Raw genomic sequence first — 21,280 nt, forward strand, 5'->3', positions numbered from 1 at the left:
TTATCAGCCTCCGAAAATAGTTATCAAATCCCGCATGGTATAAAGCATCATGCCGAACAAATCACGAACGAGTGTAAAAATCACACCCATTACAATAAACATGACTGCAAAAGCTACACCAATTTTCAAGGGGAAACCAACGACAAAGATGTTCAGCTGCGGCACAGTCCGTGCTACAATACCGAGCATTATATCGGTTAAAAAAAGAACAGCCACTACCGGCATGGACATTTGAAAAGCAATTAAAAATACACTGCTGAATGTTCTCGCCATATAATAAGCCGTTTCCTGACTGCCAAATGGAAAAGCCAGTTCATTGATTGGAATAAGCTCAAAACTGTAGAAAATACCATCTAATAGAAGATGATGACCGTTTAAAGCCAGCAGCATAAGCAAAGAAAACATGTACAAATACTGCCCCATTAACGGGCTTTGAACGCCTGTCTGCGGGTCTATTACGTTGGCAATAGCAAACCCCATTTGAAAATCAATCAATCCGCCGGCAACTTGTATGGCCGATAAAACAATAAAGGCAGCCAGGCCGATCAGGAGCCCGACCAGCGCTTCTTTTAAAATAAGAAGGATATATTCACCATTTATTTCAAGCGGTGCAGCATCAATCGAGTAATACATCGTCCAGGCAAGCACCACTGAAAAAGCTGCCCGGTGCTGTGCTGGAATTGTCCGATATGAAAACAGCGGCATTGTAACAAAAAAAGCCGATATACGAACAAGGATAAGCAAAAAAATAGATGGATTTGGCATCAGTTCTGTCATGCTTTTTTATCCAACAAATCTCGTTAAATTAGTAAAAATATCTGTAGTGTATGTAATGATTCGTTCTAGCATCCACGGCCCGAAAAAAATCATTCCAATCATGACACCCGCAATTTTAGGAACAAACGCAAGTGTCTGCTCTTGAATTTGAGTAGTAGCCTGAAAAATACTGACTGCAAGACCGATTCCCAGTGCGAGAAGCAAAAGCGGCGCACAAACAATCAAAGTTGTGTAAACTCCTTTCTCAGCTAGAGAAAGAACCATTTCTGTATTCATTTTCTCACCTTCCTAAAAGCTTTGAAGCAAGGATTCAATGACCAGGTACCAGCCATCAATTAAAACAAACAATAGAATTTTAAATGGAAGAGAAATCATAACAGGCGGCAGCATCATCATCCCCATAGACATGAGGACACTTGCCACAATCATATCAATAACAAGAAACGGAATAAAAATCATAAAACCGATTTGAAAAGCCGTCTTGATCTCACTAAGAGCAAATGCAGGCACCAGCGTTGTAAGCGGAATTTCTTCTATCGATTCCGGCTGTTCTGCCTGTGTATAATCTAAAAATAATTGCAAATCTTTTTGCCGGGTCTGTGCACTCATAAACTCTTTGAATGGCCCGCTTGCAAGCGTATAAGCTTCTTCAAGGTTAATCTCTTCATTAAAAAGCGGCGTTAATGCTTCTTCATTTACCTCCTGCAGAACAGGGGACATAATAAAAAAGGTTAAAAAAAGCGACAGTCCAAGCAAAACCTGGGTCGGCGGCATCTGCTGGGTACCGAGTGCTGTACGGACAAATGATAGAACAATCACAATCCGTGTAAAACAGGTCATTAAAATGAGTATACTAGGAGCCAGCGATAAAACGGTTAACATAAGAAGCAGCTTAACGGATGTTGACACACTTTCCGGGTCGCTTGAATTAAACACTTCCATAAATTCATTCATCCTGCTTACGCTCCCTGTCTGCCAATTCTCTTATAGCCTGCTGTCGATTTTTTTTCAGCTCACTTATTTTCTGCTCAAACTCCTGCTTGAATGAAGCTGACTCTTTGGGCTCACTTTCGCCTTCCAGCCGTTTTTTCAGCTTGCTCACTATTTGGCCGGGCTGAATAAGTTTATCTGCTTGTTCCTCGTAGCGGTTGATTAAATGGGCACGTTCATCAGGGTCATCGATTTCTTTCAAAAGAGACACATCTTCCCCTACACCCAGCACCAATACCCGTTCCCCTACTCTTACGACTTGAATAGACCGGCTTCCTCCAAGCGGTGTTCCACCCAGATGATGGACCACATGGCTTTCCTGATAAGAGCGGCTTTTTTTATTTACAAATCGCAATAAAAAATAAAGAAGCGCCACTACAAAAGCAAGTGCCGCAGTGACCCGGACAATTTCTCCTAAACCAATACCGACAGAAGCACCGGCGTTTTCATCAGCAGCGCCCTGGCTGTTGTTTTCTGCCGGCTGTTCCTGCTCGCATGAATCCGGGTTTTTTATACAATCCTGTACGCTGCTTTTATCAGACAGTGCTGCCCCGGCAATGATTTCATTGCCGGAAAACAACACAATTGCTAATAAAAGGGCAAAAATACCTTTTATAAATAAGTTCATAAACCATTACACCTTAAGAAGAAAGCACTTTAGAAATGGCTTCAATTACCCGATCTGCCTGAAATGGTTTTACGATAAAATCTTTTGCACCAGCTTGAATAGCATCGATCACCATTGCCTGCTGGCCCATGGCAGAGCACATGATTACTTTAGCGCCAGCATCCGCAGCTTTGATTTCCTTTAATGCAGCGATGCCGTCTTTTTCAGGCATGGTGATATCCATCGTTACAAGATCAGGTTTTAATTCTGCATATTTTTCAACAGCCTGAGCACCATTTTCTGCTTCTCCCACTACCTCGAAACCATTTTTTGACAAAATGTCTTTAATCATCATACGCATAAATGCGGCGTCGTCCACTACTAAAATTCGATTACTCATCTTAAAAAACCCCCTGTGGTTATAGTTAATTTAAATTTTTTAATCGGTCTGCCGGACTAGCAATGTTGGTGATCCGGACCCCGAAGTTTTCTTCTATGACAACCACTTCGCCTCTGGCGATTAAGCGGTTATTTACAAGAACATCAACTGGCTCTCCAGCTAATTTATCGAGCTCAATAATGGAACCCGACGTCAGCTCTAAAATATCTTTTACATTCCGATTAGTACGCCCAAGCTCTACTGTTACCTGAAGCGGTATATCAAAAAGCATATTTAAATTACGCGCTTCCTGATCTCCAAGCTGTGGTGACTGAAACGAAGAAAAAACAGCCGTTTCCACATTTGCTTGTGATGCTTGTCCAGCAGAAGCCTGCCCCATATAAACAGGTTCATTTGATGATCTCATCGGCATAGAAGGAGGCTCCTGAGACGGGACAGGTGCCTGGACAGGCGCCTGGACAGCAGCCGTTTTAGCGGTTGGAGCCTGTTGAATTGGCTGAGGCGCCGGCTCCTCCTGCGGCGGATTCATAAGCTCGGTAACAAGCTGCTTTCCGAATTGGAGTGGAATCAACTGCATAATATTTGAATCAATCAAATCCCCTACTGTCAAACGAAATGATATTTTAACGAGCAGCTCTTGTGCAGGGATCGTTTCCTCGCCTTCTCCCTCGTGTAAATTTAATAGAGAGATAGATGGCGGTGAAATATCTACCTTTTTATTGAAAATCGTTGACATGGAGGTAGCTGCTGAACCCATCATCTGGTTCATCGCTTCCTGTACAGCACTAAGCTGCAATTCTCCAAGCTCCGGTGTTACGCCAACTCCGCTTCCTCCGAGCATTAAGTCAGCAATAATGGCTGCGTCATTTTGGTGGATAACAAACAGATTTGCACCGGAAAAGCCTTCCGTATATTGAACTTCAATTGCTGCATATGGATGTGGGAATTCATCCTTTAACCGGCTTTTTTCTACCACTGATACAGTGGGTGTTGTAATTTCTACTTTTTGGTTCAACAAACTAGAAAGTGCCGTTGCTGAACTGCCAAAAGAAATGTTGCCAATTTCACCAAGCGTATCTTGTTCGAATGCATCCAAGTATTCTTCTACACTTTTGACGGCTTCCAGCGTAGCACTTTCTTCCGACTCATCATTGTCTCCGCCTCTTAATAGGGCATCAATTTCCTCCTGAGAGAGCATATCGTCACTCATCATCCAACTCGCCTCCTTTCATATAATCAAGCACTTGAACAGCCAGCTTGCGGTTAACACGCCCAGGCTGAGCAGAGAATTTCGGTACATTACCGACTTTTACGGTCAGCGCATCTCCCACTATCGTATTTAAACTAATGATGTCTCCCTCTGCCATTGTTAAAAACTCTTCAATTGTAATAGCGGTTTGTCCAAGCTCTGCAACAATTGGCAAAGAAGCTTTTTTAATCCGCCGGTCCAGGTTCTCTGCTTCCAGCGGACTGCGTTCTTTTTTGTCAGGATTTTGCATCCAGTAATGAACAGACAGCTTAGGAATAATCGGCTCTAACACAACATGCGGAATACAAATATTAATCATACCCGTTGTTTCTCCGATTGTTGTATTCAAGGAGATGACCACGACCGTTTCATTCGGGGAAACCATTTGCAGAAATTGCGGATTCACTTCAAAATCTGTAGCAATCGGGTCAATTTCCACAATGTTGGCCCATGCTTCACGGTAGTTTTCAAAAGCATGTTCAAACATATTGGACATAATGCGTGTCTCAATTTCCGTTAAATTTTCCACTTTATTGACACTGACGCCTCGTCCACCAAGAAGACGGTCCAGCATTGCATAAGCAACATTCGGATTTACTTCCATTAAAATTCGCCCTTCAAGCGGCGATACTTCAAAAACATTTAAAATCGTTCGATTTGGAATCGATCGAATAAACTCTTCATAGGGAATTTGGTCAGCCGATACAACTTCAAGCTGTACATATGTACGAAGCTGTGCCGCAAAAAAGGTTGTTAAAATGCGGGCGAAGTTATCATGCATTCTCGTTAAACTTCGAATCTGGTCTTTGGAAAACCGCAATGCACGCTTGAAGTCATAAACTTTCACCTTTTTTTCCGCTTCTTCTTTTTTTAACTCATCCGCATTCATTTCCCCGGTTGACAGGGCGGACAAAAGGGCATCAATTTCGTTTTGAGACAAGATTTCTCCTGACAACTGTCTCACCTCCGATCAAGTACAGGGAATCATTATTGAATAATATAGGAGGTGATGTACACATCCTCTACTTTTCCTTCCTGCATAATACTGTTTAAGTTTGTTTTTAATGTTTCCGTCAGCTTTTGCTTTCCTGCTTCACCTTTTAAATCATCTGCTGTCATTTCAGATAACTTTTGAATAATAATGTCTTTTGCTTGAAAATCCCGCTTTGTCATTTCTTCCATGGCATCCTTGCTGTCCATTTGGATTTTAAATGAAATGCGGATAAAATCATCTGACGCAAGATTTGTCGTCATTTCAGGAATATCAACAGACGATTCAAGCACTTCGTCGATAGACGGTTCTTTTTCTGCTTCTTCTCCGCCCTGCATACGCAGAATAACAATCACAGCGATGGTTCCGGCCAGCAGAATAACTGCCAGCAGTACGATCATAATGGTGATTAATTTGTTTTTCGGTGCTTTTTGTTCATTCTCCATCATGGTCCTCCTCCGCTTTCACTTTTCCCAAAAGTGAAATGCGTGTGTAAAACGATTCAATACTGGCTGTTACTTGTTCATGCGGTTCGAGAACAACATACTTCTTCCCATTTGTCAGCGTAATCGTGGTGTCCGGAAAGCTTTCCACTGTTTCTATGTAAATAGCATTTAGCGAGAACGGCTTGCCGTTCAATCTTGTTACTGTAATCATGTATGCCAGGGCTGAGCGTGCCAGCCCTGTCCCTCCCCTGCAATCAAAAGTAAAAAGCAGTTAGCGCTTCATGCTCATTAATTCCTGTAGGATTTCATCTGATGTTGTGATGATACGTGTGTTTGCCTGAAAACCACGCTGTGCCACAATCATTTCTGTAAATTCTTCAGATAAGTCGACATTGGACATTTCTAAAGAGCCAGGAGCAAGGGCACCACGTCCGTCCAAACCTGGAAAACCTGTTTCTGGTTCACCTGAATTGTCGGTAACCTCATACAAATTTGCCCCTACTTTACTAAGCCCTTCTGGATTTGGAAATTTAGCAATTTCAATTTGTTGATCCGTGTTCAAAACACCATTATCCATATAACTAATCGTTCCATCTGTTCCAATGCTAAGACTTGTAGCCGTAGTCGGTATATTAAAGGTTGTGCCTGCTTCTCCTAAATAATAGCCATCAGAATTAATCAAATCGCCATTCTGATCCATATAAAAATTCCCAGCACGTGTATAGTATGTGTTTGTGCCGTCATTCACCTGGAAAAGGCCGTCTCCTGATATTGCCAGATCTAATGTTCTTCCTGTTGTTTGTGTAGAGCCTGCCGTATGAATAGTATCAACCGCCGCTAGCTGTGCACCGAGACCCACCTGCTTAGGGTTTACGCCTCCCCGTCCACCATCTGTCGGACCATTTGCGCCTGCCATTGTTTGAGAAACAAGATCTTTGAATACAGTCCGGCCTTTTTTAAATCCATACGTATTTACATTTGAAATGTTGTTCCCAATTACATCGAGCTTTGTTTGAAAGTTTTTCATCCCGCTGATTCCTGAATACATTGAACGTAACATACATTCTTTTCCCCTTTCAAATTCGTCTGCTTCATTCGGTCAGCAGACGGTTGGCTTCCTGTTCGGTCCAGCCAATTTAAATTGTGTCCATAAGAATAGCGCCATTAATATTTGTAAAAAGATGTGTACCTGCTTCTTCACGGTTCATCGCTGTAATAATCGTATGATTTTTCGCACTTGCGACAAGTGCGGCATCTTTCAATACCACCAGTGAATCAGTTACGCCTCTTGACTTAGCTTCTGAAAGCTTTTCTCCGATCAAACTCCACTCTTGTTCATTTAAATGGATACCACGCTCATTCAGCCGCTGGGCAGCATGCTTTGAGATTGTCAGCTCTTTCGGCGACGCGGTCACCGCTTTAAAGGTTTCATTAAATGACGAAACTGCTTTTTGTGCTGACTGCTTTTGGACTGGCGGGATGACCGGCTGGCGTATCCCATGAATCATCGGATTAATTGCTTTCATTTCACTCACCCGCCTACTCGATCTTTGTTAAGCTGGAAGCGGCCACTTTTTCTCCACTTGCAAGCTGCAGCCAGACCTGCCCGCCTTTCATAGAAGCAGATTGAACTGCGGCGGATTGCTCTGCACCTTCTGCTCCCCATGTAACAGTTCGACCGATTAAATAACTCGCTTCCACTAATGGACTAGAGCTGATTGTGCTACCTGTTGAGCCCGAACCTCCGGTTAGTTCTGAGATATTAGCTGGTTCAAGCACGGTACCATCCGTTAACGTAAACTGAACGCTTTCTCCAGCGAATTTAATAGAAGCAATCGTTCCATTTCCTGTTTCCACAACGGGCTTGCCATCTGCATCGGTTTGATCGGTCAGTTTATGCCACACCACATCTTTGCCGACGAAAGATTGATAATTGATCATTTGTGAAGCCGTTTGTGCCTGCACCATTTTCTCCACCATTGTTGTCATGTTGACCATCTGCTCAAGAGACGTAAACTGGGCCATCTGTGCAATAAAATCTTTGTCTTCTACCGGATTCATCGGATCCTGATTTTGAAGCTGAGCCATTAAAATTTTTAAAAATTCATCTTTACCGAGCGCGCTGTTACCTGTTTGTTTTTTTTGAACCGGGTTATTAGACAAATAAAGAGAAGGGTCAATTTTCGACATATGTTACACCTCCAATTCTACATTTTGCAATGCTTCTTCAAAAGAAGAAATTATTTCGCTTTGGCTGTTCTCTGAAGACTCTGGCTCATGCGGCTTCTGCTCCTGCTGGCGCTGCTGCTGTGCACCACGGTCAAACAGCTGTTGTCTTGTATCCGGGCTTGCGATATCCACTTTCTCTACGGTCACATTTTGCTGGGCGAATGCATGCTTTAATTGATGAGCATTTTGTTCCAGCAGCTCTTTCACTGTTTGAGTAGAAGATAAAATTTTAGCTGTCATCACTCCGTTTTGCTGCAAGAGCTCAATGCGGAGAGAGCCGAGCTGCTCCGGATAAAGCTTTATAAGCATTTTTGTTCCGTTTGGCATTTTCGTTAGGTTGGAATTCCCTAAAACTTGTTCAAACTTTTCGATAAACTGCTCCATATTCATCGGCCGTGGATTGGTTTTTACACTCATAACGAATTGTTCTGTTTTAGAAAGCTGCTGTAAAAACGGATTTGCGACTTCAACAGCCTGCACAGATGGCTTTGTAGAAGCTGGTTTGCTTCCAATCGATTCTCCCATATCCTGAAAACCTTTATAATTTGCAAACGCAGTGCGCAAACTTGCTTGCTGATTCACTAAAGCTTCCGCATTTTTCACTGCCGTCTGCAGTGGCTGAAAATGTGGTTCCGGCTTTTGTAAATGCTGGGCAAAATAGTTGATTAATCGGGCTGCTCTGACAGCTGTAGCCAGTAACGGTTTATCCCCTTCTTTGAATAAAAGATCCGGATTTTCGGCGACCTGTCCAATCAAAGCTGTTAATTCTTCCAAGGGCAAGTTTCCTTCTGCTTCCTGATTATCTGTTCTGCTCAATTGATTCTCTGAACCTGTTTCTTCTTGCTTAATGTTTACTGACTGAAAAAGCGTTTGTATAGATTGTTGTAGCATTTCTGCATCTGTTTGCAGCAACACAGCCAATTCTTGTAGTGACGGCATTTCTCCATTTTCTACAAGCTCCTCAGCCAGCTTTACCAGTTCGGCATCTTTCCCTACTAACTCACCCAATGCTTCAGCATCATCTGCAGCCTTAAACAAAGAAGCGAAAAACGCAGATAAGCCAACTTCTACTTCTTCAGCTTGCTGTGCGGAAGCTGCAGTACTTTGAACTGCTTGCTGAACAGATCCAAGGAGAAAACTCCCAAACTTTGATGATCCAGATGGTACTGGAAAACCAGAAGAAACGACACCAGGACCGGATGTAGAAATGGAGCCTAACCCAATCTGCATCTTTTTTCACCCCCCTTTCCTCCTGCACTATCACTCATTTTACTCCATTATTCTTATTCATTCGATAATATTTTTGTATATTCAGCGGCTTTTTTCGCTTCCAGGTTCTCAAATACGGCCGCTTGCTTTTCGGTACTCAGTTCCTGCAAAATAGCTACTGCCTCATTGTTTGTTAAATTAATAATGATGCCCGCAATGCTTTCCTCGTCCATTGATTCGTACGTTTGGGCTACATTGCTCGTAGTGTTTGTTTCTTTTGTTTCGGCTGCTTCTTTCTGTTGTTCCTGAAGCTGTTTAAGCTGAGCATTTAAACGATCCTGCTCTGTTAGTAACTCTTCTATTTCTGCTTTTGAACTTTCAAGATCCCCGGAAAGCTGATCAATTTCTGCCTGCTTGTTTTTTATTTCAGCCTGCAATTCCACCACTTTTTCGCCATCCGCTTTTCCATCTTGCTTGGTGGCGCCTGTCCATTCTGCGACGTAAGGAATGTTTGCAGCTACTTCCTTCGTTTTTTCAAAAACATTGACTCCCGCTATTGTCATCACTACTAACCCGATTGTTAGTGCAAATAACAAAGGAATCACAACGATAAACAACAGCCATTGAAAGAGAGTATAGCCGTTTTTTTCCTCTATATCAGCCGAGTTTTTCCTTTTCTTTTTTCTTGCCATTTGTTCATCACCTGATCTTTCGGTTCATAAACTGGATAGCGGAAAGCTCGTCCATTTGTTTTGCTTCTTCTGAAACGGCCCATTTACGGTAGTGGGTCAATTCATTTGCACGGATTTTGCTGTATTTCTTTACTTCTATATTCTTTTCTTTTAATTGCTGTTCACACCATTGCATTCGTCCTCGCATTGTAACGACCACCCGTTGCTGCTGATCAATAATCTTTTCTAAATTCGAGATGAATTGCTGATAATGCTGGATATCAAGCACAGAAAAACCAGACTTCATTTTTTGTTCCTGCACATCAATTAAATCTTCTTTTTTCTTTAACAGCTCATACAGTTTGTTTGCTTCCATTTCAAACCGGCTTTGCGCTTCTCTAAAGACAGTTTCAGATTCTTCTTTTTCGCGTTCACGAAGCTGCATAATCTTTTCAAACTTATAATTAAATGACATGCCTTAACGGTCCCTTCCGTCAGCTAGATGAACGAGACCGGCAGCTGTTTCTTCAAGCCCCGCCTGTTCATCTGTCCGCTGTTTTAAAAATGAAAGTATTGGCTGGTAATTTTGAATAGCCCTATCAATCTCAGCAGACGATCCCTTTTTATATGCACCGATGTTAATAAGGTCCTCGGAATTTAAATACGTATTTAACGAATCCCGCACTGCTACCGCTGCGTCATAATGACTACGGCTCACGATATGAGGCATAAGCCGGCTGACACTTTTCAGCACATTAATGGCTGGATACTGACCTTTGTTTGCAAGCTCTCGATCTAAAACAATATGTCCATCCAAAATTCCGCGTACAGCATCTGCAATTGGCTCATTCATATCGTCTCCATCTACGAGGACGGTATAAAAAGCTGTAATGGTTCCATATTCATTTGTTCCTGTCCGCTCCAATAGCTTGGGCATAATCGCGAAAACAGATGGCGTATATCCTTTTGTAGCAGGAGGCTCTCCAACCGCCAGGCCAATTTCGCGCTGCGCCATGGCAACTCGTGTAACCGAATCCATCATGAGCATAACGTTCAGTCCCTTATCACGAAAATATTCGGCAATGGCTGTTGCCGTAAATGCTCCCTTGATCCGCATAAGAGCCGGCTGGTCTGAAGTGGCTGCTACAACAATCGATTTTTTCATTCCTTCAGGACCCAGGTCCCGTTCTATAAATTCTCGAACTTCACGTCCACGCTCTCCAATAAGGGCAATGACATTTAAATCTGCTTTTGTATTGCGGGCAATCATGCCAAGCAATGTGCTTTTTCCTACACCGCTTCCGGCAAAAATACCAACACGCTGACCTTTTCCGACTGTCAGCATTCCATCAATGGCCCGAACCCCCACTTCCAGCTTTTCTCTTATAGGTGGCCTTGTCATCGGGTTCGGCGGCTCTGCTTCTGTTTCAATCGGTGTCAGTGTCCGTGGCAGAACGGAATTGTCAAACGGTTCTCCAAGTGGATCAATAATTTTCCCAACCAGGGCCGGACCTGCTTTTACTTGAAGCGGATGACCGAGCGATTCTACAAGACTTCCCGGTGAAATTTCATTGATATTTCGATACGGCATTAAAATCATCATTTCGTCGCGAAATCCGGTTACTTCAGCCATAATCGTTCGTTTGTTGTCCTTGGAATGAATCAAGCAAATATCACCAATTGAACTTTCTGGCCCCTGAGATTCAATCATTAAGCCGACCACTCGCTTTACCCGGCCATATCGCTTAAAGGAGTCCAGTGTCGGGATAACAAATTTTAAGTCTTGAGCCTTCATCTCTTATTCACTCTCCAGCAGTTCCAGCAGTGTTTTGCGCAGCTGATTCAATTGTGTATCAACCCCTGCATCAATGCGGCCATTCGATGTTTCAATAAAGCAGGCATCTTCTCCGGCTTCTTCATTCGGAAAAATATAACAGTTAATTTCATTAGGAAATAGGGCTTCAATTTCATCTTTTTGTGAAATCACCAGATCGTATTTTCCTGGATGAACGTGAATTTGTATTTCTTTTTGATTTTTTGTTTCTTTTAAAGCCGATCGTACAAGCTTCATAAATGCTTCATCATCTTGATTGAGCTCTGTTCGAATAATTTTTTCTGCACACATAATCGCAAGCTCTACCACAGTCCGCTCTGATCGCTCTACGTTTTTTTCGTATTCGATTTTTGAAGAAGCCACCACGGAATAGGCTTCCTCAATCAACTGTTTCATTTCCTGATAGCCGGCTTCTCTGCCCTGCTCTGCTCCTTGCTTAAACGCCTGGTCGTATGCTTCCTTTTGCAGCTGTTCTTTTTCCTGCTCCCAGCTTTGCTGCCAGTTAGCTGCTTCCTGTTCTATCTGCTGCCGTCTCGCCTCAGCTTGACTCAGAATCGCTTTCGCCTGATTGTTTGCCTTCTCCAGCACTTGCGCGCGTTCATAAGAAAAATCGGGCTTGGCTGTCTCTTTTTGTCCATCCTGTGTATAAATAGGTTTTACCCCAATAATCCGTGTACCTTTTTCTTTTTCCACGGGCCAATCATGCGTTTCAAAGTTAAACAATGATATCATCTCCTCCGCCACGGGCGATGATGATCTCCCCTGTTTCTTCTAGACGGCGAATTGTTGCAACAATTCGCGATTGTGCTTCTTCTACATCACGAAGCCGCACAGGTCCCATATATTCCATTTCTTCCTTGAACGTTTCCACCATGCGCTGTGACATATTGCGGAAAACCACTTCTCGCACTTCCTCGCTCGATACTTTAAGAGAAAGCAGTAAATCCTCGTTTTCACAGTCACGAATAACACGCTGAATCGAACGGTTATCGAGCGTAACAATATCTTCAAAAACAAACATCCGCTTTTTAATTTCTTCTGCCAGTTCCGGATCTTGTATTTCAAGTGCATCCAGAATGGTTTTTTCTGTTGACCGATCAACACCGTTCAACACTTCCACCACTGCTTCTACTCCGCCTGTCTGCGTGTAATCCTGTGTAACGGTGGAGCTTAATTTACGCTCTAGAATAGCTTCAACCTCATTGATGATCTCGGGCGAGGTGCTGTCCATGATCGCAATTCTTTTCGCAATATCCGCTTGAACCTCCTGTGGAAGTTCTGATAGAATTTGCCCGGCCTGCTGCGGATCCAAATAAGAAAGAATCAAAGCAATCGTCTGCGGGTGCTCATTTTGAATAAAATTTAATATTTGTCCGGGATCCGCCCGGCGTGCAAAGTCAAACGGACGAACCTGCAGGGAAGAGGTCAGCCGGTTAATAATATTTTGGGCCTGGTCAACGCCCAATGCTTTTTCAAGAACCGTCTTTGCATAACCAATCCCTCCCTGGGAAATATAATCCTGCGCCAGGGCAATATTATGAAATTCCTCAAAAACTTCTTCTTTTATCTCTGTATCTACTTTTTTTACACCTGAAATTTCCAGTGTCAGCCGTTCAATTTCTTCTTCTGATAAATGCTTGTAAACAGAAGCCGAATAATCCGGTCCGAGAGAAATAAGCAGGATTGCGGCTTTTTGTTTACCCGTTAATTTTTTATCTCGTGTTGCCATACGAGCCTCCTATTCCTCAGACAGCCATGTACGAAGCAGCTTTGCGAATTCTTCCGGTTTTTCTTTTGCCATTTTCTCCAATTGTTTCCGTCTTGTGCTGCTTTCTGTTTCGGTCACTACTTCCTCTATGTTTTCATCAAGCTCTTCTTCAAACTCCTCATCTTCCTCACGGCGTCTTCTCAACATCATGAAGATGAGAACCCCAATGATGACAAGAAGGATAGCACCAATCAAATAAACCCACCATGGAATAGAAGACGTTTCTTCTTCTTCAAACTGCACTTTTCCATTTAGCTCCTGAACCGAAACCGTGATTTTGTCTTCAAGTGCCTGGTCTGTTAAATCAGTATTGTAGCTTTCATCTATAGATGTTCTGACAATGTTGCCGAGCAGCTGCTGGATCTCTTCCACGCTCTGGTCTGGCATAGAGTTTGGATCATCCGGCGTTGGTGGCTCCACCATAACCTGGATGCCTAAATCGCGGATCTTATAAGGACTTTCTTTGATTTCCCGACGAATCCGGTTTACTTCATTATTGACCGTTTCCTCTGTCCGCTCGTAATCACCTGTGCCTGTCGCTCCTTCAAGATAAGAAGTGGCTGTGTCCCCTTCTTCTTCCGCCTGCGGAACGCCTCCTGCGCCTGCTGCATCCCCTGAATAAGTTTCCGTAATTTTTTGGGCACTAATTTGAATGCCTTCCATATTTTCTTCGTCAACCGGCTCAACCAGGTTTTCTTCTCGATTCTCCTGGGTAAAATCAACGTCAGCGGTAACCGTTGCAACCACCTTGTCTGCGCCCATAAGAGTTCCAAGCATACTTTGAACTTGACGCTGTACGTCACGCTCTACCTGCTTTTTCACAGCAAGCTGCTGTTCATATGAATTTCCCGAGCTGCTTCCCGGGGCAAGATCATAGTATTCAAAATTCTGGTTCATAATTGCAATGTTTTCGACTGGAAGATTCGGCACACTTTTCGACACCAGGTGGTAAAGCGACTTAACCTGTTTTTCATCAAATTGATAACCCGGCTCTGTGTTTAATACGACAGAAGCCGATGCTTTTTCCACTTCATCCGTTACAAAGATTTGCTGCTCCGGAAGGTTAATCATTACTTTTGCATCTTTTACGCCATCAATCCCTGAAATCAGATTGCTGAGCTCTGTTTGCATAGCATCCAGTTTTAAAACATTAAATTCGTTGTCGGTCATCCCAAACCCGGCATTTTCACTGAAAAAGCTATAGTCAATGGTTCCTGATTGAGGAAGACCCTCCGCGGCCAAATCTACTTTAAGGTTATCCACCGATTCTTGCGGTACAAGAATTCCGGTTCCTCCCTCAGCCACTTCATAAGGAATGCCGCGTCCTTCCAGGTTTTCTTTTACAGCACCAATTTCTGAAGGAGCAAGCTCACTGTAAAGCGGAACCATTGTCGTTCTGCTGGTAAAAAAAACGATTAGTGACAAAGCAAGAACAAAAAGAGCAAAAAGTGTAGTTCCCATCACTTTTTGTTTTTTTGACCGGCTATTCCAATATTCTTTTATTCTTGTGAGCTGCTGTTTTATATTTTCGTTCATTACAATCCCCCGGTCACTTCATTGCGTCACGTTTATTACATTTGCATCCGCATCATTTCCTGGTATGCTTCCACAGCTTTATTACGGACTTCTAATGTTAACTGCATGGTAATGCCCGATTTTTGAGCAGCAGCCATTACTTGATGAAGATCTACATTCTCACCATTCACCATTTTTGTTGTTAAAGAATTTGATTCCGCTTCAGTTTTCATGACATTATTCAATGAATCTTTTAAAAAATCCGCGAATTTCTGCTGAGATTCATAGGGTGTAGCTGCTTTTTTTACACCGGACGTTTCAATTACCGGTGTGGAAACAGCATTTAATGCCTCAATTGCCATTTATAACCCTCCCACTTTTCTTATTTCCCAATTTCGAGCGCTTTAGTCATCATCGCTTTCGACGCATTAAAAACGGTAACATTGGCTTCGTAAGAACGAGTTGCACTCATTAAATCGACCATTTCTCGTAATGGATCGACGTTTGGCATCCTTACATAGCCTTCTTCATCTGCATCCGGATGTTCAGGATCATAAACCATTTTATTCGGTGTTTCTGTATCTTCAATAATTTGGGTTACTTTTACCCCATTCCCTGCCTCCTGTCGATTCGAGGCTATCTGTAAAAAGCTTGAAAACGAATTTCCTTTCGGCTGTAATACAACTGATTTACGCTGATACGGCTGCCATTCGCCGTCTACGAGCTTTCCCCTGGTAAATTCAGCATTTGCCATATTAGAAGAAACAACATCCATACGCAGGCGCTGGGCTGTCAGAGCAGATGCGGTAATGTTCATTCCATTAAACACGTTTACCTGCCTCCTTTAATGATGTTAGTTAAAGATGAGTATTTTGAACTAAGTCGATCTGTCAGTGCATTATAGTAAATTTGATTTTGGGCCATTTTTGACATTTCAGCATCTACATCTACGCTATTTCCATTTTCGTTATAGGACATATTGCGCGCCGTCATAATAACATGACTTGATGAGCTGGCAGAAAAATCAAAATGCCGTTGATCTGTTCGATTATTTTTAAAGTTGCTCTGATTATTTTCCATTATCTTCTTGAAGTTTACTTCTTTGGACTTATAGTTGGGTGTATCTACATTGGCAATATTGTTAGCGATCGTTCTTTGCTTTAATGCCGCGTAATCTAAACCTCGCTCTAAAGAAGTAATTGAGTTTGAAAAGAGGTTCAATTTTATCACTCCATTACCATGAATTCTTTTGTTATTTTGTTAATAAATTATACACTTAAAGAAATATAACATAAAAGACATTTTTCGACACTTACTTAACAAAAATAACAAGAAAATTTCATATTTCCTATAATTAAAGAATAAATTGACACATAAATATAAATATTAAACATTTATGGGATTATTATCATACCGAGAAAGCATAAAAAAACACCTGCAGCTCTTGGAGCTGCAGATGTTTTTATTAATTTGATTTCAATTTTTCCAATTCCATCAAAAATTTATTGTTCAAAACTTTAATATAAGTGCCCTTCATTCCAAGTGAACGTGACTCAATGACACCTGCACTTTCAAGCTTGCGAAGCGCATTGACAATAACCGAACGGGTAATTCCGACCCGGTCCGCAATTTTAGAAGCAACAAGCAGCCCTTCCTTACCATCCAACTCTTCAAAAATGTGCTCAATCGCTTCCAGCTCACTATAAGACAAGGAGCTGATCGCCATTTGTACAACCGCTTTACTGCGCGCTTCTTCCTGCATTTCTTCTGCTTTTTCACGTAAAATTTCCATTCCAACGACTGTAGCACCATACTCCGCTAAAATTAAGTCATCATCATGAAACTGCTCCTCCAACCGCGCTAGAACTAGTGTACCAAGACGCTCACCAGCACCTACGATCGGAACAATGGTTGTTAGCCCATTTTGGAAAAGCTCTTTGTTTTCAACAGGAAAAGCTGTATATTCACTGTTTACATCCAGGTTCGAAGATGTTTCAGTTAAGTTAAACAAGTTTTTTGTATATTGCTCCGGAAATTTTCGTTCAACGAGCATTTGTTTCATTCGCTCGTTTTCAATCTGCTGGTTCACTCCAAAGCCAAGCAATTTTCCACGACGGCTTACTACGAAGATATTCGCTTCAATTACTTCTGAAAGTGATTCAGCCATTTCTTTAAAATTCACTGTTTTACCTGCCGCATTTTGCAGCATTTGATTTATTTTTCTTGTTTTCTCTAACAAATTCATGATGTATTTCCTCCGATTGATTATAAAATAAATTCGCTTAAATCTTTGTTCTGAGAAATAGCAGATAATTTCTCATCTACATATTGTGGCGTAATCGTAATTTGCTCCATTGTAATATCTGGTGCCTCAAAAGATAAATCCTCAAGCAGTTTTTCCATGATTGTATGGAGACGCCGGGCACCGATATTGTCTGTTTCACCGTTCACATGAAAAGCAATTTCGGCTAGACGCTGAACCGCCTCGTCTGTGAAATCAATTCGAATGCCTTCTGTTTCGAGCAAAGCTTTATACTGCTTAAGCAATGCATTATCAGGCTCCACTAGAATTCGAACAAAATCATCCGTTGATAGCTTTTCTAATTCCACACGGATTGGAAAGCGCCCCTGAAGCTCAGGTATTAAATCAGATGGCTTTGACATATGAAATGCACCCGCTGCAATAAATAAAATATAATCCGTTTTAAGCGCTCCATATTTTGTTACGATGGTTGACCCTTCCACGATTGGCAGAATATCACGCTGAACCCCTTCACGAGAAACATTTGCTCCTGAAGATGCACCGCCTTTTACCGCTATTTTGTCCACTTCATCAATGAATATAATCCCTGTTTGTTCGGCACGTCTTACAGCTTCCTGTGTGACTTCATCCATATCGATTAGCTTCTGGGCTTCTTCCTGTTCCAAAACAGAACGAGCATCTTTAACCGCAAGTTTTTTCTTTTTTTTCTTTTTCGGCATAAGGCCGCCAAGTGCATCCTGCATGTTCATGCCCATTTGCTCCATTCCTGACCCCTGGAACAAATCAAACATGGAAGGAGGCTGTTCTTCTACTTCAACTGTAATGATTTCATTTTCAAGATCACCAGCTGCAAGTTTTTGTTCCACAGCACGACGCTTTTCAAAAATAGACATATCTTCTACTGAATCATCAGATTCTTCTTGCTGATTGTTCTGGCCGCCAAACAGCATTTCAAACGGATTTTTAACGGACGTATTTTTTTTGCGAGACGGAACAAGTAATTCTACCAGACGGCGATTTGCCGCTTCTTTAGCAGGCTCCCTTACCTCGTTCATCTTTTCCTCTTTTACAAGCCTGACAGCTGTTTCGGCTAAATCCCGTACCATTGATTCAACATCTCTACCGACATATCCTACTTCTGTAAACTTGGTTGCCTCCACTTTAATAAAAGGGGCGCCTGCGAGCTTGGCCATTCGGCGGGCAATTTCCGTTTTCCCTACACCAGTCGGGCCAATCATTAATATATTTTTAGGGACGACTTCATCTCGAATTGTTTCATCCAGCAAGCTTCTGCGAAACCGATTACGAAGCGCAACAGCGACAGACTTTTTTGCTTCTTTTTGTCCGACAATATATTGATCAAGACGCTCAACAATTTGACGTGGCGTCATATTCATTGTATTTGGCTTCATCTTCCCACTCCTCACTGCAGTTTCTCTACAATAATATTATGGTTTGTATATACACATATATCCGCTGCGGTTTTTAATGCGGCCTCTGCGATTTCTGCTGCAGAAAGCTCTGCGGCATACTGCTTAAGTGCACGTCCTGCCGAAAGAGCATAGTTACCACCTGAACCAATCGCCAAAATCCCATCATCCGGTTCAATCACTTCACCCGTTCCTGATACAAGCAGCAAATTGTCTTTATCCATTACAATCAGCATCGCTTCCAGGCGGCGAAGCATTTTATCGGTGCGCCATTCTTTAGCAAGCTCGACAGCTGCCCGCTGCAGGTTGCCGCTGTACTCATTCAGTTTTTTTTCAAAAAGCTCAAATAATGTGAAGGCATCAGCCACTGATCCAGCAAAACCAGCAACAACTTTCCCATTAAAAAGACGACGTACTTTTTTAGCTGTATGCTTCATCACTACTGCATTCCCAAACGTTACTTGTCCATCTCCAGCCATCGCTGAAGATCCGTTGTGCTTAACAGCAAATATCGTTGTTGCATGAAATTCTCCCACTTCTTCTCTCTCCTTTATGCGCGTGGATGATGGTTGCGGTATGTATGCTGCAAGTGTTCTTTCGTAATATGTGTGTACATTTGAGTAGACGAAAGGCTGGCATGCCCTAGCAGCTCCTGTACCGTTCTCATATCCGCGCCGTTATTCAACATATGCGTTGCGAACGTATGCCTTAGCATATGCGGATGAATTTTTCCTGATAACGAAGCTTTTCGAATTAAATCATTTAAAATATGGCGGATTCCGCCAGTTGTGATCGGTGCACCCCTAAAATTCACAAACAGTTTATTATGTTCGTTTTTTTTCATTAAAAAAGGCCGGCTGTTTTGACTGTAGTGTTCAACAGCTTCCGCCGCAAAACTGCCATATGGCACATATCTTTCTTTTCCGCCCTTTCCATGAACAAGCAGAACCCCAAGACGTGCATCTAAATCTGACAGCTCAATCGCCGCACATTCGCTTACACGAATGCCCGTCCCATACAGTATTTCGAGCAGTGCTCTGTTTCGGATAGATAAAGGATTATCGCCCTCTATACTGTTAAACAGTTCCTCCATCTCTTCTTCATAAAAAAAAGACGGAAGTTTTTTTGTTCCTTTTGGCCTGTGTACAAGCAAAAAAGGGTTTTCCGTTACGATATTTTCCCTCATTAAAAAACGGTAAAACCCTCGAAGAGCAGATATTTTTCGGGAGACAGAAGCCCGAGCCATTTTTTTCTCATGAAGCAATGTTAAATATAAACGGGCCGTTTGATGCGTCACACTCGACAATTCCGTTATAAGCTGCTCATTCATAAACATAAAAAAGTGCTCCAGATCATCACGATAATTTGTTACCGTATGAACAGAGCTGTTTTTTTCAATTTGCAAATAAGCAAAATAAGAATGTGTATAATTTTTGAAAAGTTTAGACATTTCCCCACCTCACAAAAGGGCTACTACATAATAGCATATGTCAGCAGCCCCTCGCAAGAAATTTACAAACTTTTCGAAAAAGTTTGAATTGTTCCTAAAGCACGCTCAGCGAGCGCTTCGTACCGTTCTTTTTTACTCTTAATTTTCACCGGTAACGCCGGGAACAAACCAAAATTAGCATTCATCGGTTGAAAATTGTCCGGTGATGTATGGGTAATATAGTGTGCCATTCCACCAATGGCTGTTTCTTGCGGTGCTGTTACTGGATCCTGTCCAAGTGCAAGCTTTGCCGCATTGATCCCTGCCATTAAGCCGCTTGCTGCTGATTCTACATATCCCTCTACACCAGTCATTTGTCCGGCAAAGAAAAGAGTTGGACGGCTTTTTAGCTGATAAGTTGGCAGCAGCGCTTTTGGCGAATTAATAAACGTATTGCGGTGCATCACTCCGTACCGGACAATTTCAACATTTTGGAGTCCTGGAATAAGCTGAAGCACTTCTTTTTGTGGCCCCCACTTCAAGTGGGTTTGAAAACCAACAATGTTATAAAGTGTTCCGGCCGCGTTATCCTGGCGAAGCTGTACGACTGCGTATGGACGCTTTCCAGTACGCGGATCTTCAAGACCCACAGGCTTCATTGGTCCAAACAGCATCGTTTTTTTGCCCCGGCTGGCCATGACTTCAATCGGCATGCAGCCTTCGAAGAAAATTTCTTTTTCAAATTCTTTCAAAGGCACCGTTTCTGCTGCAATCAACGCTTCATAAAAACGATCAAATTCTTCTTCATTCATTGGGCAGTTTAAATAAGCTGCTTCCCCTTTATCATAACGAGACTTTAAATAGGCGATATTCATATCAATGCTGTCTTTTTCAACAATTGGCGCCGCCGCATCGTAAAAGTATAAATATTCTTCTCCAGTAAGGGCCTGAATTTTTTCAGCCAGGCCACTTGTCGTCAACGGACCTGTTGCAATAACCGTAATCCCCTCCGGAATTTCCGTTACTTCTTCATGAATGACGGTTACATTTGGATGGTTTTTCACACGTTCTGTTACATGTCCTGCAAATTCATGCCGGTCTACAGCCAGTGCGCCGCCCGCTGGAACAGCACATGCATCTGCAGAACTGATAATAACCGAATTTAGACGGCGCATTTCTTCTTTCAAAACACCAACTGCATTGGTTAACCCGTTTGCACGCAGTGAATTGCTGCATACGAGCTCGGCAAATTTATCAGTATGATGAGCGGGTGTTTGTTTGACCGGGCGCATTTCATACAGGCGAACCTGTAATCCACGCTCTGCTATTTGAAAAGCGGCCTCGCTTCCTGCAAGTCCGGCTCCGATTACGTTAATTGGTTGAGTCATTGTTGTTCCCCCTGCTTTAAAGGTACGTACCTATATATCCATTAAGCATTGTACACTACCTGCTTGTAGAAAAAAAGAAAAATG

27 protein-coding genes are annotated in these 21,280 nt (G+C 42.5%); all 27 read right to left on the reverse strand.

Annotation, left to right across the window (positions count from 1 at the left end; translation table 11 throughout):
- Window positions 1-3: 3 nt before the first annotated feature.
- Window positions 4-777 (reverse strand): flagellar biosynthetic protein FliR, encoded by a 774-nt coding sequence (gene fliR / locus VP97_RS08935; protein WP_050181439.1) that lies wholly within the window; start codon window positions 775-777, stop codon window positions 4-6.
- Between the two features lie 6 nt (window positions 778-783).
- Window positions 784-1,053 (reverse strand): flagellar biosynthesis protein FliQ, encoded by a 270-nt coding sequence (gene fliQ, locus VP97_RS08940; protein WP_050181440.1) that lies wholly within the window; start codon window positions 1,051-1,053, stop codon window positions 784-786.
- Between the two features lie 12 nt (window positions 1,054-1,065).
- Window positions 1,066-1,731 (reverse strand): flagellar type III secretion system pore protein FliP, encoded by a 666-nt coding sequence (fliP, locus tag VP97_RS08945; RefSeq protein ID WP_050181441.1) that lies wholly within the window; start codon window positions 1,729-1,731, stop codon window positions 1,066-1,068.
- Window positions 1,724-2,395: a flagellar biosynthetic protein FliO gene (locus VP97_RS08950; protein WP_050181442.1), complete on the reverse strand. Its 672-nt coding sequence runs from the start codon at window positions 2,393-2,395 to the stop codon at window positions 1,724-1,726. Before VP97_RS08950 ends, fliP begins: the two co-directional genes overlap by 8 nt.
- A gap of 13 nt (window positions 2,396-2,408) precedes the next feature.
- Window positions 2,409-2,774, reverse strand: coding sequence for a response regulator (locus tag VP97_RS08955; RefSeq protein WP_050181443.1), 366 nt, complete (start codon window positions 2,772-2,774; stop codon window positions 2,409-2,411).
- A gap of 25 nt (window positions 2,775-2,799) precedes the next feature.
- Entirely contained in the window at window positions 2,800-3,984 is a 1,185-nt protein-coding gene (gene fliY, locus VP97_RS08960) for a flagellar motor switch phosphatase FliY (protein ID WP_172656758.1), read from the reverse strand.
- A complete protein-coding gene (gene fliM / locus VP97_RS08965) occupies window positions 3,977-4,978 on the reverse strand; it encodes a flagellar motor switch protein FliM (protein ID WP_050181445.1) in 1,002 nt (333 codons plus the stop codon). Before fliM ends, fliY begins: the two co-directional genes overlap by 8 nt.
- 32 nt (window positions 4,979-5,010) lie before the next feature.
- The gene (gene fliL, locus VP97_RS08970; protein WP_050181446.1) at window positions 5,011-5,460 is read right to left on the reverse strand and encodes a flagellar basal body-associated protein FliL; all 450 of its coding nucleotides are present in this window, start codon (window positions 5,458-5,460) and stop codon (window positions 5,011-5,013) included.
- Window positions 5,450-5,671 carry a flagellar FlbD family protein gene (locus tag VP97_RS08975; RefSeq protein ID WP_050181447.1) on the reverse strand — a complete coding sequence of 74 codons (222 nt, stop codon included), beginning with the start codon at window positions 5,669-5,671 and terminating at the stop codon, window positions 5,450-5,452. Before VP97_RS08975 ends, fliL begins: the two co-directional genes overlap by 11 nt.
- A 60-nt stretch (window positions 5,672-5,731) precedes the next feature.
- The gene (gene flgG, locus VP97_RS08980) at window positions 5,732-6,520 is read right to left on the reverse strand and encodes a flagellar basal body rod protein FlgG (RefSeq protein WP_050181448.1); all 789 of its coding nucleotides are present in this window, start codon (window positions 6,518-6,520) and stop codon (window positions 5,732-5,734) included.
- 76 nt (window positions 6,521-6,596) lie between these two features.
- Window positions 6,597-6,986: a TIGR02530 family flagellar biosynthesis protein gene (locus VP97_RS08985; protein ID WP_156153455.1), complete on the reverse strand. Its 390-nt coding sequence runs from the start codon at window positions 6,984-6,986 to the stop codon at window positions 6,597-6,599.
- 13 nt (window positions 6,987-6,999) lie between these two features.
- Complete coding sequence (gene flgD, locus VP97_RS08990) at window positions 7,000-7,650, reverse strand: flagellar hook assembly protein FlgD (RefSeq protein ID WP_050181449.1); 651 nt, start codon at window positions 7,648-7,650, stop codon at window positions 7,000-7,002.
- Between the two features lie 3 nt (window positions 7,651-7,653).
- Complete coding sequence (locus VP97_RS08995; RefSeq protein ID WP_050181450.1) at window positions 7,654-8,919, reverse strand: flagellar hook-length control protein FliK; 1,266 nt, start codon at window positions 8,917-8,919, stop codon at window positions 7,654-7,656.
- Window positions 8,920-8,972: 53 nt separating this feature from the next.
- On the reverse strand, window positions 8,973-9,590 hold the full coding sequence (locus VP97_RS09000; protein WP_050181451.1) for a MotE family protein: 618 nt from the start codon (window positions 9,588-9,590) through the stop codon (window positions 8,973-8,975).
- Window positions 9,591-9,597: 7 nt separating this feature from the next.
- Entirely contained in the window at window positions 9,598-10,044 is a 447-nt protein-coding gene (gene fliJ / locus VP97_RS09005) for a flagellar export protein FliJ (RefSeq protein ID WP_050181452.1), read from the reverse strand.
- A 3-nt stretch (window positions 10,045-10,047) separates the two neighbouring features.
- Window positions 10,048-11,364: a flagellar protein export ATPase FliI gene (fliI, locus tag VP97_RS09010; RefSeq protein ID WP_050181453.1), complete on the reverse strand. Its 1,317-nt coding sequence runs from the start codon at window positions 11,362-11,364 to the stop codon at window positions 10,048-10,050.
- 3 nt (window positions 11,365-11,367) lie between these two features.
- Window positions 11,368-12,126, reverse strand: coding sequence for a flagellar assembly protein FliH (fliH, locus tag VP97_RS09015; protein WP_050181454.1), 759 nt, complete (start codon window positions 12,124-12,126; stop codon window positions 11,368-11,370).
- Entirely contained in the window at window positions 12,119-13,132 is a 1,014-nt protein-coding gene (fliG, locus tag VP97_RS09020; protein ID WP_050181455.1) for a flagellar motor switch protein FliG, read from the reverse strand. Before fliG ends, fliH begins: the two co-directional genes overlap by 8 nt.
- A 9-nt stretch (window positions 13,133-13,141) precedes the next feature.
- A complete protein-coding gene (gene fliF, locus VP97_RS09025) occupies window positions 13,142-14,707 on the reverse strand; it encodes a flagellar basal-body MS-ring/collar protein FliF (RefSeq protein ID WP_050181456.1) in 1,566 nt (521 codons plus the stop codon).
- A 35-nt stretch (window positions 14,708-14,742) separates the two neighbouring features.
- Window positions 14,743-15,048 (reverse strand): flagellar hook-basal body complex protein FliE, encoded by a 306-nt coding sequence (gene fliE, locus VP97_RS09030; RefSeq protein ID WP_050181457.1) that lies wholly within the window; start codon window positions 15,046-15,048, stop codon window positions 14,743-14,745.
- Window positions 15,049-15,068: 20 nt separating this feature from the next.
- Window positions 15,069-15,503 (reverse strand): flagellar basal body rod protein FlgC, encoded by a 435-nt coding sequence (flgC, locus tag VP97_RS09035; RefSeq protein WP_082220315.1) that lies wholly within the window; start codon window positions 15,501-15,503, stop codon window positions 15,069-15,071.
- A 14-nt stretch (window positions 15,504-15,517) separates the two neighbouring features.
- Window positions 15,518-15,916 (reverse strand): flagellar basal body rod protein FlgB, encoded by a 399-nt coding sequence (gene flgB / locus VP97_RS09040; protein WP_342667317.1) that lies wholly within the window; start codon window positions 15,914-15,916, stop codon window positions 15,518-15,520.
- Between the two features lie 235 nt (window positions 15,917-16,151).
- Window positions 16,152-16,931 (reverse strand): GTP-sensing pleiotropic transcriptional regulator CodY, encoded by a 780-nt coding sequence (gene codY, locus VP97_RS09045; RefSeq protein ID WP_050181460.1) that lies wholly within the window; start codon window positions 16,929-16,931, stop codon window positions 16,152-16,154.
- 20 nt (window positions 16,932-16,951) lie between these two features.
- Window positions 16,952-18,346, reverse strand: coding sequence for an ATP-dependent protease ATPase subunit HslU (hslU, locus tag VP97_RS09050; protein ID WP_156153460.1), 1,395 nt, complete (start codon window positions 18,344-18,346; stop codon window positions 16,952-16,954).
- Between the two features lie 26 nt (window positions 18,347-18,372).
- A complete protein-coding gene (hslV, locus tag VP97_RS09055) occupies window positions 18,373-18,915 on the reverse strand; it encodes an ATP-dependent protease subunit HslV (RefSeq protein ID WP_050181462.1) in 543 nt (180 codons plus the stop codon).
- A 14-nt stretch (window positions 18,916-18,929) separates the two neighbouring features.
- A complete protein-coding gene (gene xerC, locus VP97_RS09060) occupies window positions 18,930-19,829 on the reverse strand; it encodes a tyrosine recombinase XerC (RefSeq protein ID WP_050181463.1) in 900 nt (299 codons plus the stop codon).
- Window positions 19,830-19,891: 62 nt separating this feature from the next.
- Window positions 19,892-21,196 (reverse strand): FADH(2)-oxidizing methylenetetrahydrofolate--tRNA-(uracil(54)-C(5))-methyltransferase TrmFO, encoded by a 1,305-nt coding sequence (gene trmFO / locus VP97_RS09065; protein ID WP_050181464.1) that lies wholly within the window; start codon window positions 21,194-21,196, stop codon window positions 19,892-19,894.
- Window positions 21,197-21,280: the final 84 nt, after the last annotated feature.

Origin of the sequence: Domibacillus robiginosus (assembly GCF_000966195.1) — a bacterium.
In the GTDB taxonomy this organism is placed as follows: Bacteria; Bacillota; Bacilli; order Bacillales; family Domibacillaceae; genus Domibacillus; species Domibacillus robiginosus.

What these genes read in the sequence shown, in the direction of transcription:
- fliG (WP_050181455.1), bottom strand. Translation starts at nt 13,132, where the DNA reads ATGGCAACACGAGATAAAAAATTAACGGGTAAACAAAAAGCCGCAATC.
- fliE (WP_050181457.1), bottom strand. Translation starts at nt 15,048, where the DNA reads ATGGCAATTGAGGCATTAAATGCTGTTTCCACACCGGTAATTGAAACG.
- trmFO (WP_050181464.1), bottom strand. Translation starts at nt 21,196, where the DNA reads ATGACTCAACCAATTAACGTAATCGGAGCCGGACTTGCAGGAAGCGAG.
- fliL (WP_050181446.1), bottom strand. Translation starts at nt 5,460, where the DNA reads ATGGAGAATGAACAAAAAGCACCGAAAAACAAATTAATCACCATTATG.
- fliQ (WP_050181440.1), bottom strand. Translation starts at nt 1,053, where the DNA reads ATGAATACAGAAATGGTTCTTTCTCTAGCTGAGAAAGGAGTTTACACA.
- VP97_RS08950 (WP_050181442.1), bottom strand. Translation starts at nt 2,395, where the DNA reads ATGAACTTATTTATAAAAGGTATTTTTGCCCTTTTATTAGCAATTGTG.
- flgD (WP_050181449.1), bottom strand. Translation starts at nt 7,650, where the DNA reads ATGTCGAAAATTGACCCTTCTCTTTATTTGTCTAATAACCCGGTTCAA.
- VP97_RS08975 (WP_050181447.1), bottom strand. Translation starts at nt 5,671, where the DNA reads ATGATTACAGTAACAAGATTGAACGGCAAGCCGTTCTCGCTAAATGCT.
- flgG (WP_050181448.1), bottom strand. Translation starts at nt 6,520, where the DNA reads ATGTTACGTTCAATGTATTCAGGAATCAGCGGGATGAAAAACTTTCAA.
- fliJ (WP_050181452.1), bottom strand. Translation starts at nt 10,044, where the DNA reads ATGTCATTTAATTATAAGTTTGAAAAGATTATGCAGCTTCGTGAACGC.
- xerC (WP_050181463.1), bottom strand. Translation starts at nt 19,829, where the DNA reads ATGTCTAAACTTTTCAAAAATTATACACATTCTTATTTTGCTTATTTG.
- fliI (WP_050181453.1), bottom strand. Translation starts at nt 11,364, where the DNA reads ATGAAGGCTCAAGACTTAAAATTTGTTATCCCGACACTGGACTCCTTT.
- fliY (WP_172656758.1), bottom strand. Translation starts at nt 3,984, where the DNA reads ATGAGTGACGATATGCTCTCTCAGGAGGAAATTGATGCCCTATTAAGA.
- flgC (WP_082220315.1), bottom strand. Translation starts at nt 15,503, where the DNA reads ATGAACATTACCGCATCTGCTCTGACAGCCCAGCGCCTGCGTATGGAT.
- fliP (WP_050181441.1), bottom strand. Translation starts at nt 1,731, where the DNA reads ATGAATGAATTTATGGAAGTGTTTAATTCAAGCGACCCGGAAAGTGTG.
- fliF (WP_050181456.1), bottom strand. Translation starts at nt 14,707, where the DNA reads ATGAACGAAAATATAAAACAGCAGCTCACAAGAATAAAAGAATATTGG.
- VP97_RS08995 (WP_050181450.1), bottom strand. Translation starts at nt 8,919, where the DNA reads ATGCAGATTGGGTTAGGCTCCATTTCTACATCCGGTCCTGGTGTCGTT.
- codY (WP_050181460.1), bottom strand. Translation starts at nt 16,931, where the DNA reads ATGAATTTGTTAGAGAAAACAAGAAAAATAAATCAAATGCTGCAAAAT.
- VP97_RS08985 (WP_156153455.1), bottom strand. Translation starts at nt 6,986, where the DNA reads ATGAAAGCAATTAATCCGATGATTCATGGGATACGCCAGCCGGTCATC.
- VP97_RS08955 (WP_050181443.1), bottom strand. Translation starts at nt 2,774, where the DNA reads ATGAGTAATCGAATTTTAGTAGTGGACGACGCCGCATTTATGCGTATG.
- fliR (WP_050181439.1), bottom strand. Translation starts at nt 777, where the DNA reads ATGACAGAACTGATGCCAAATCCATCTATTTTTTTGCTTATCCTTGTT.
- hslU (WP_156153460.1), bottom strand. Translation starts at nt 18,346, where the DNA reads ATGAATATGACGCCACGTCAAATTGTTGAGCGTCTTGATCAATATATT.
- VP97_RS09000 (WP_050181451.1), bottom strand. Translation starts at nt 9,590, where the DNA reads ATGGCAAGAAAAAAGAAAAGGAAAAACTCGGCTGATATAGAGGAAAAA.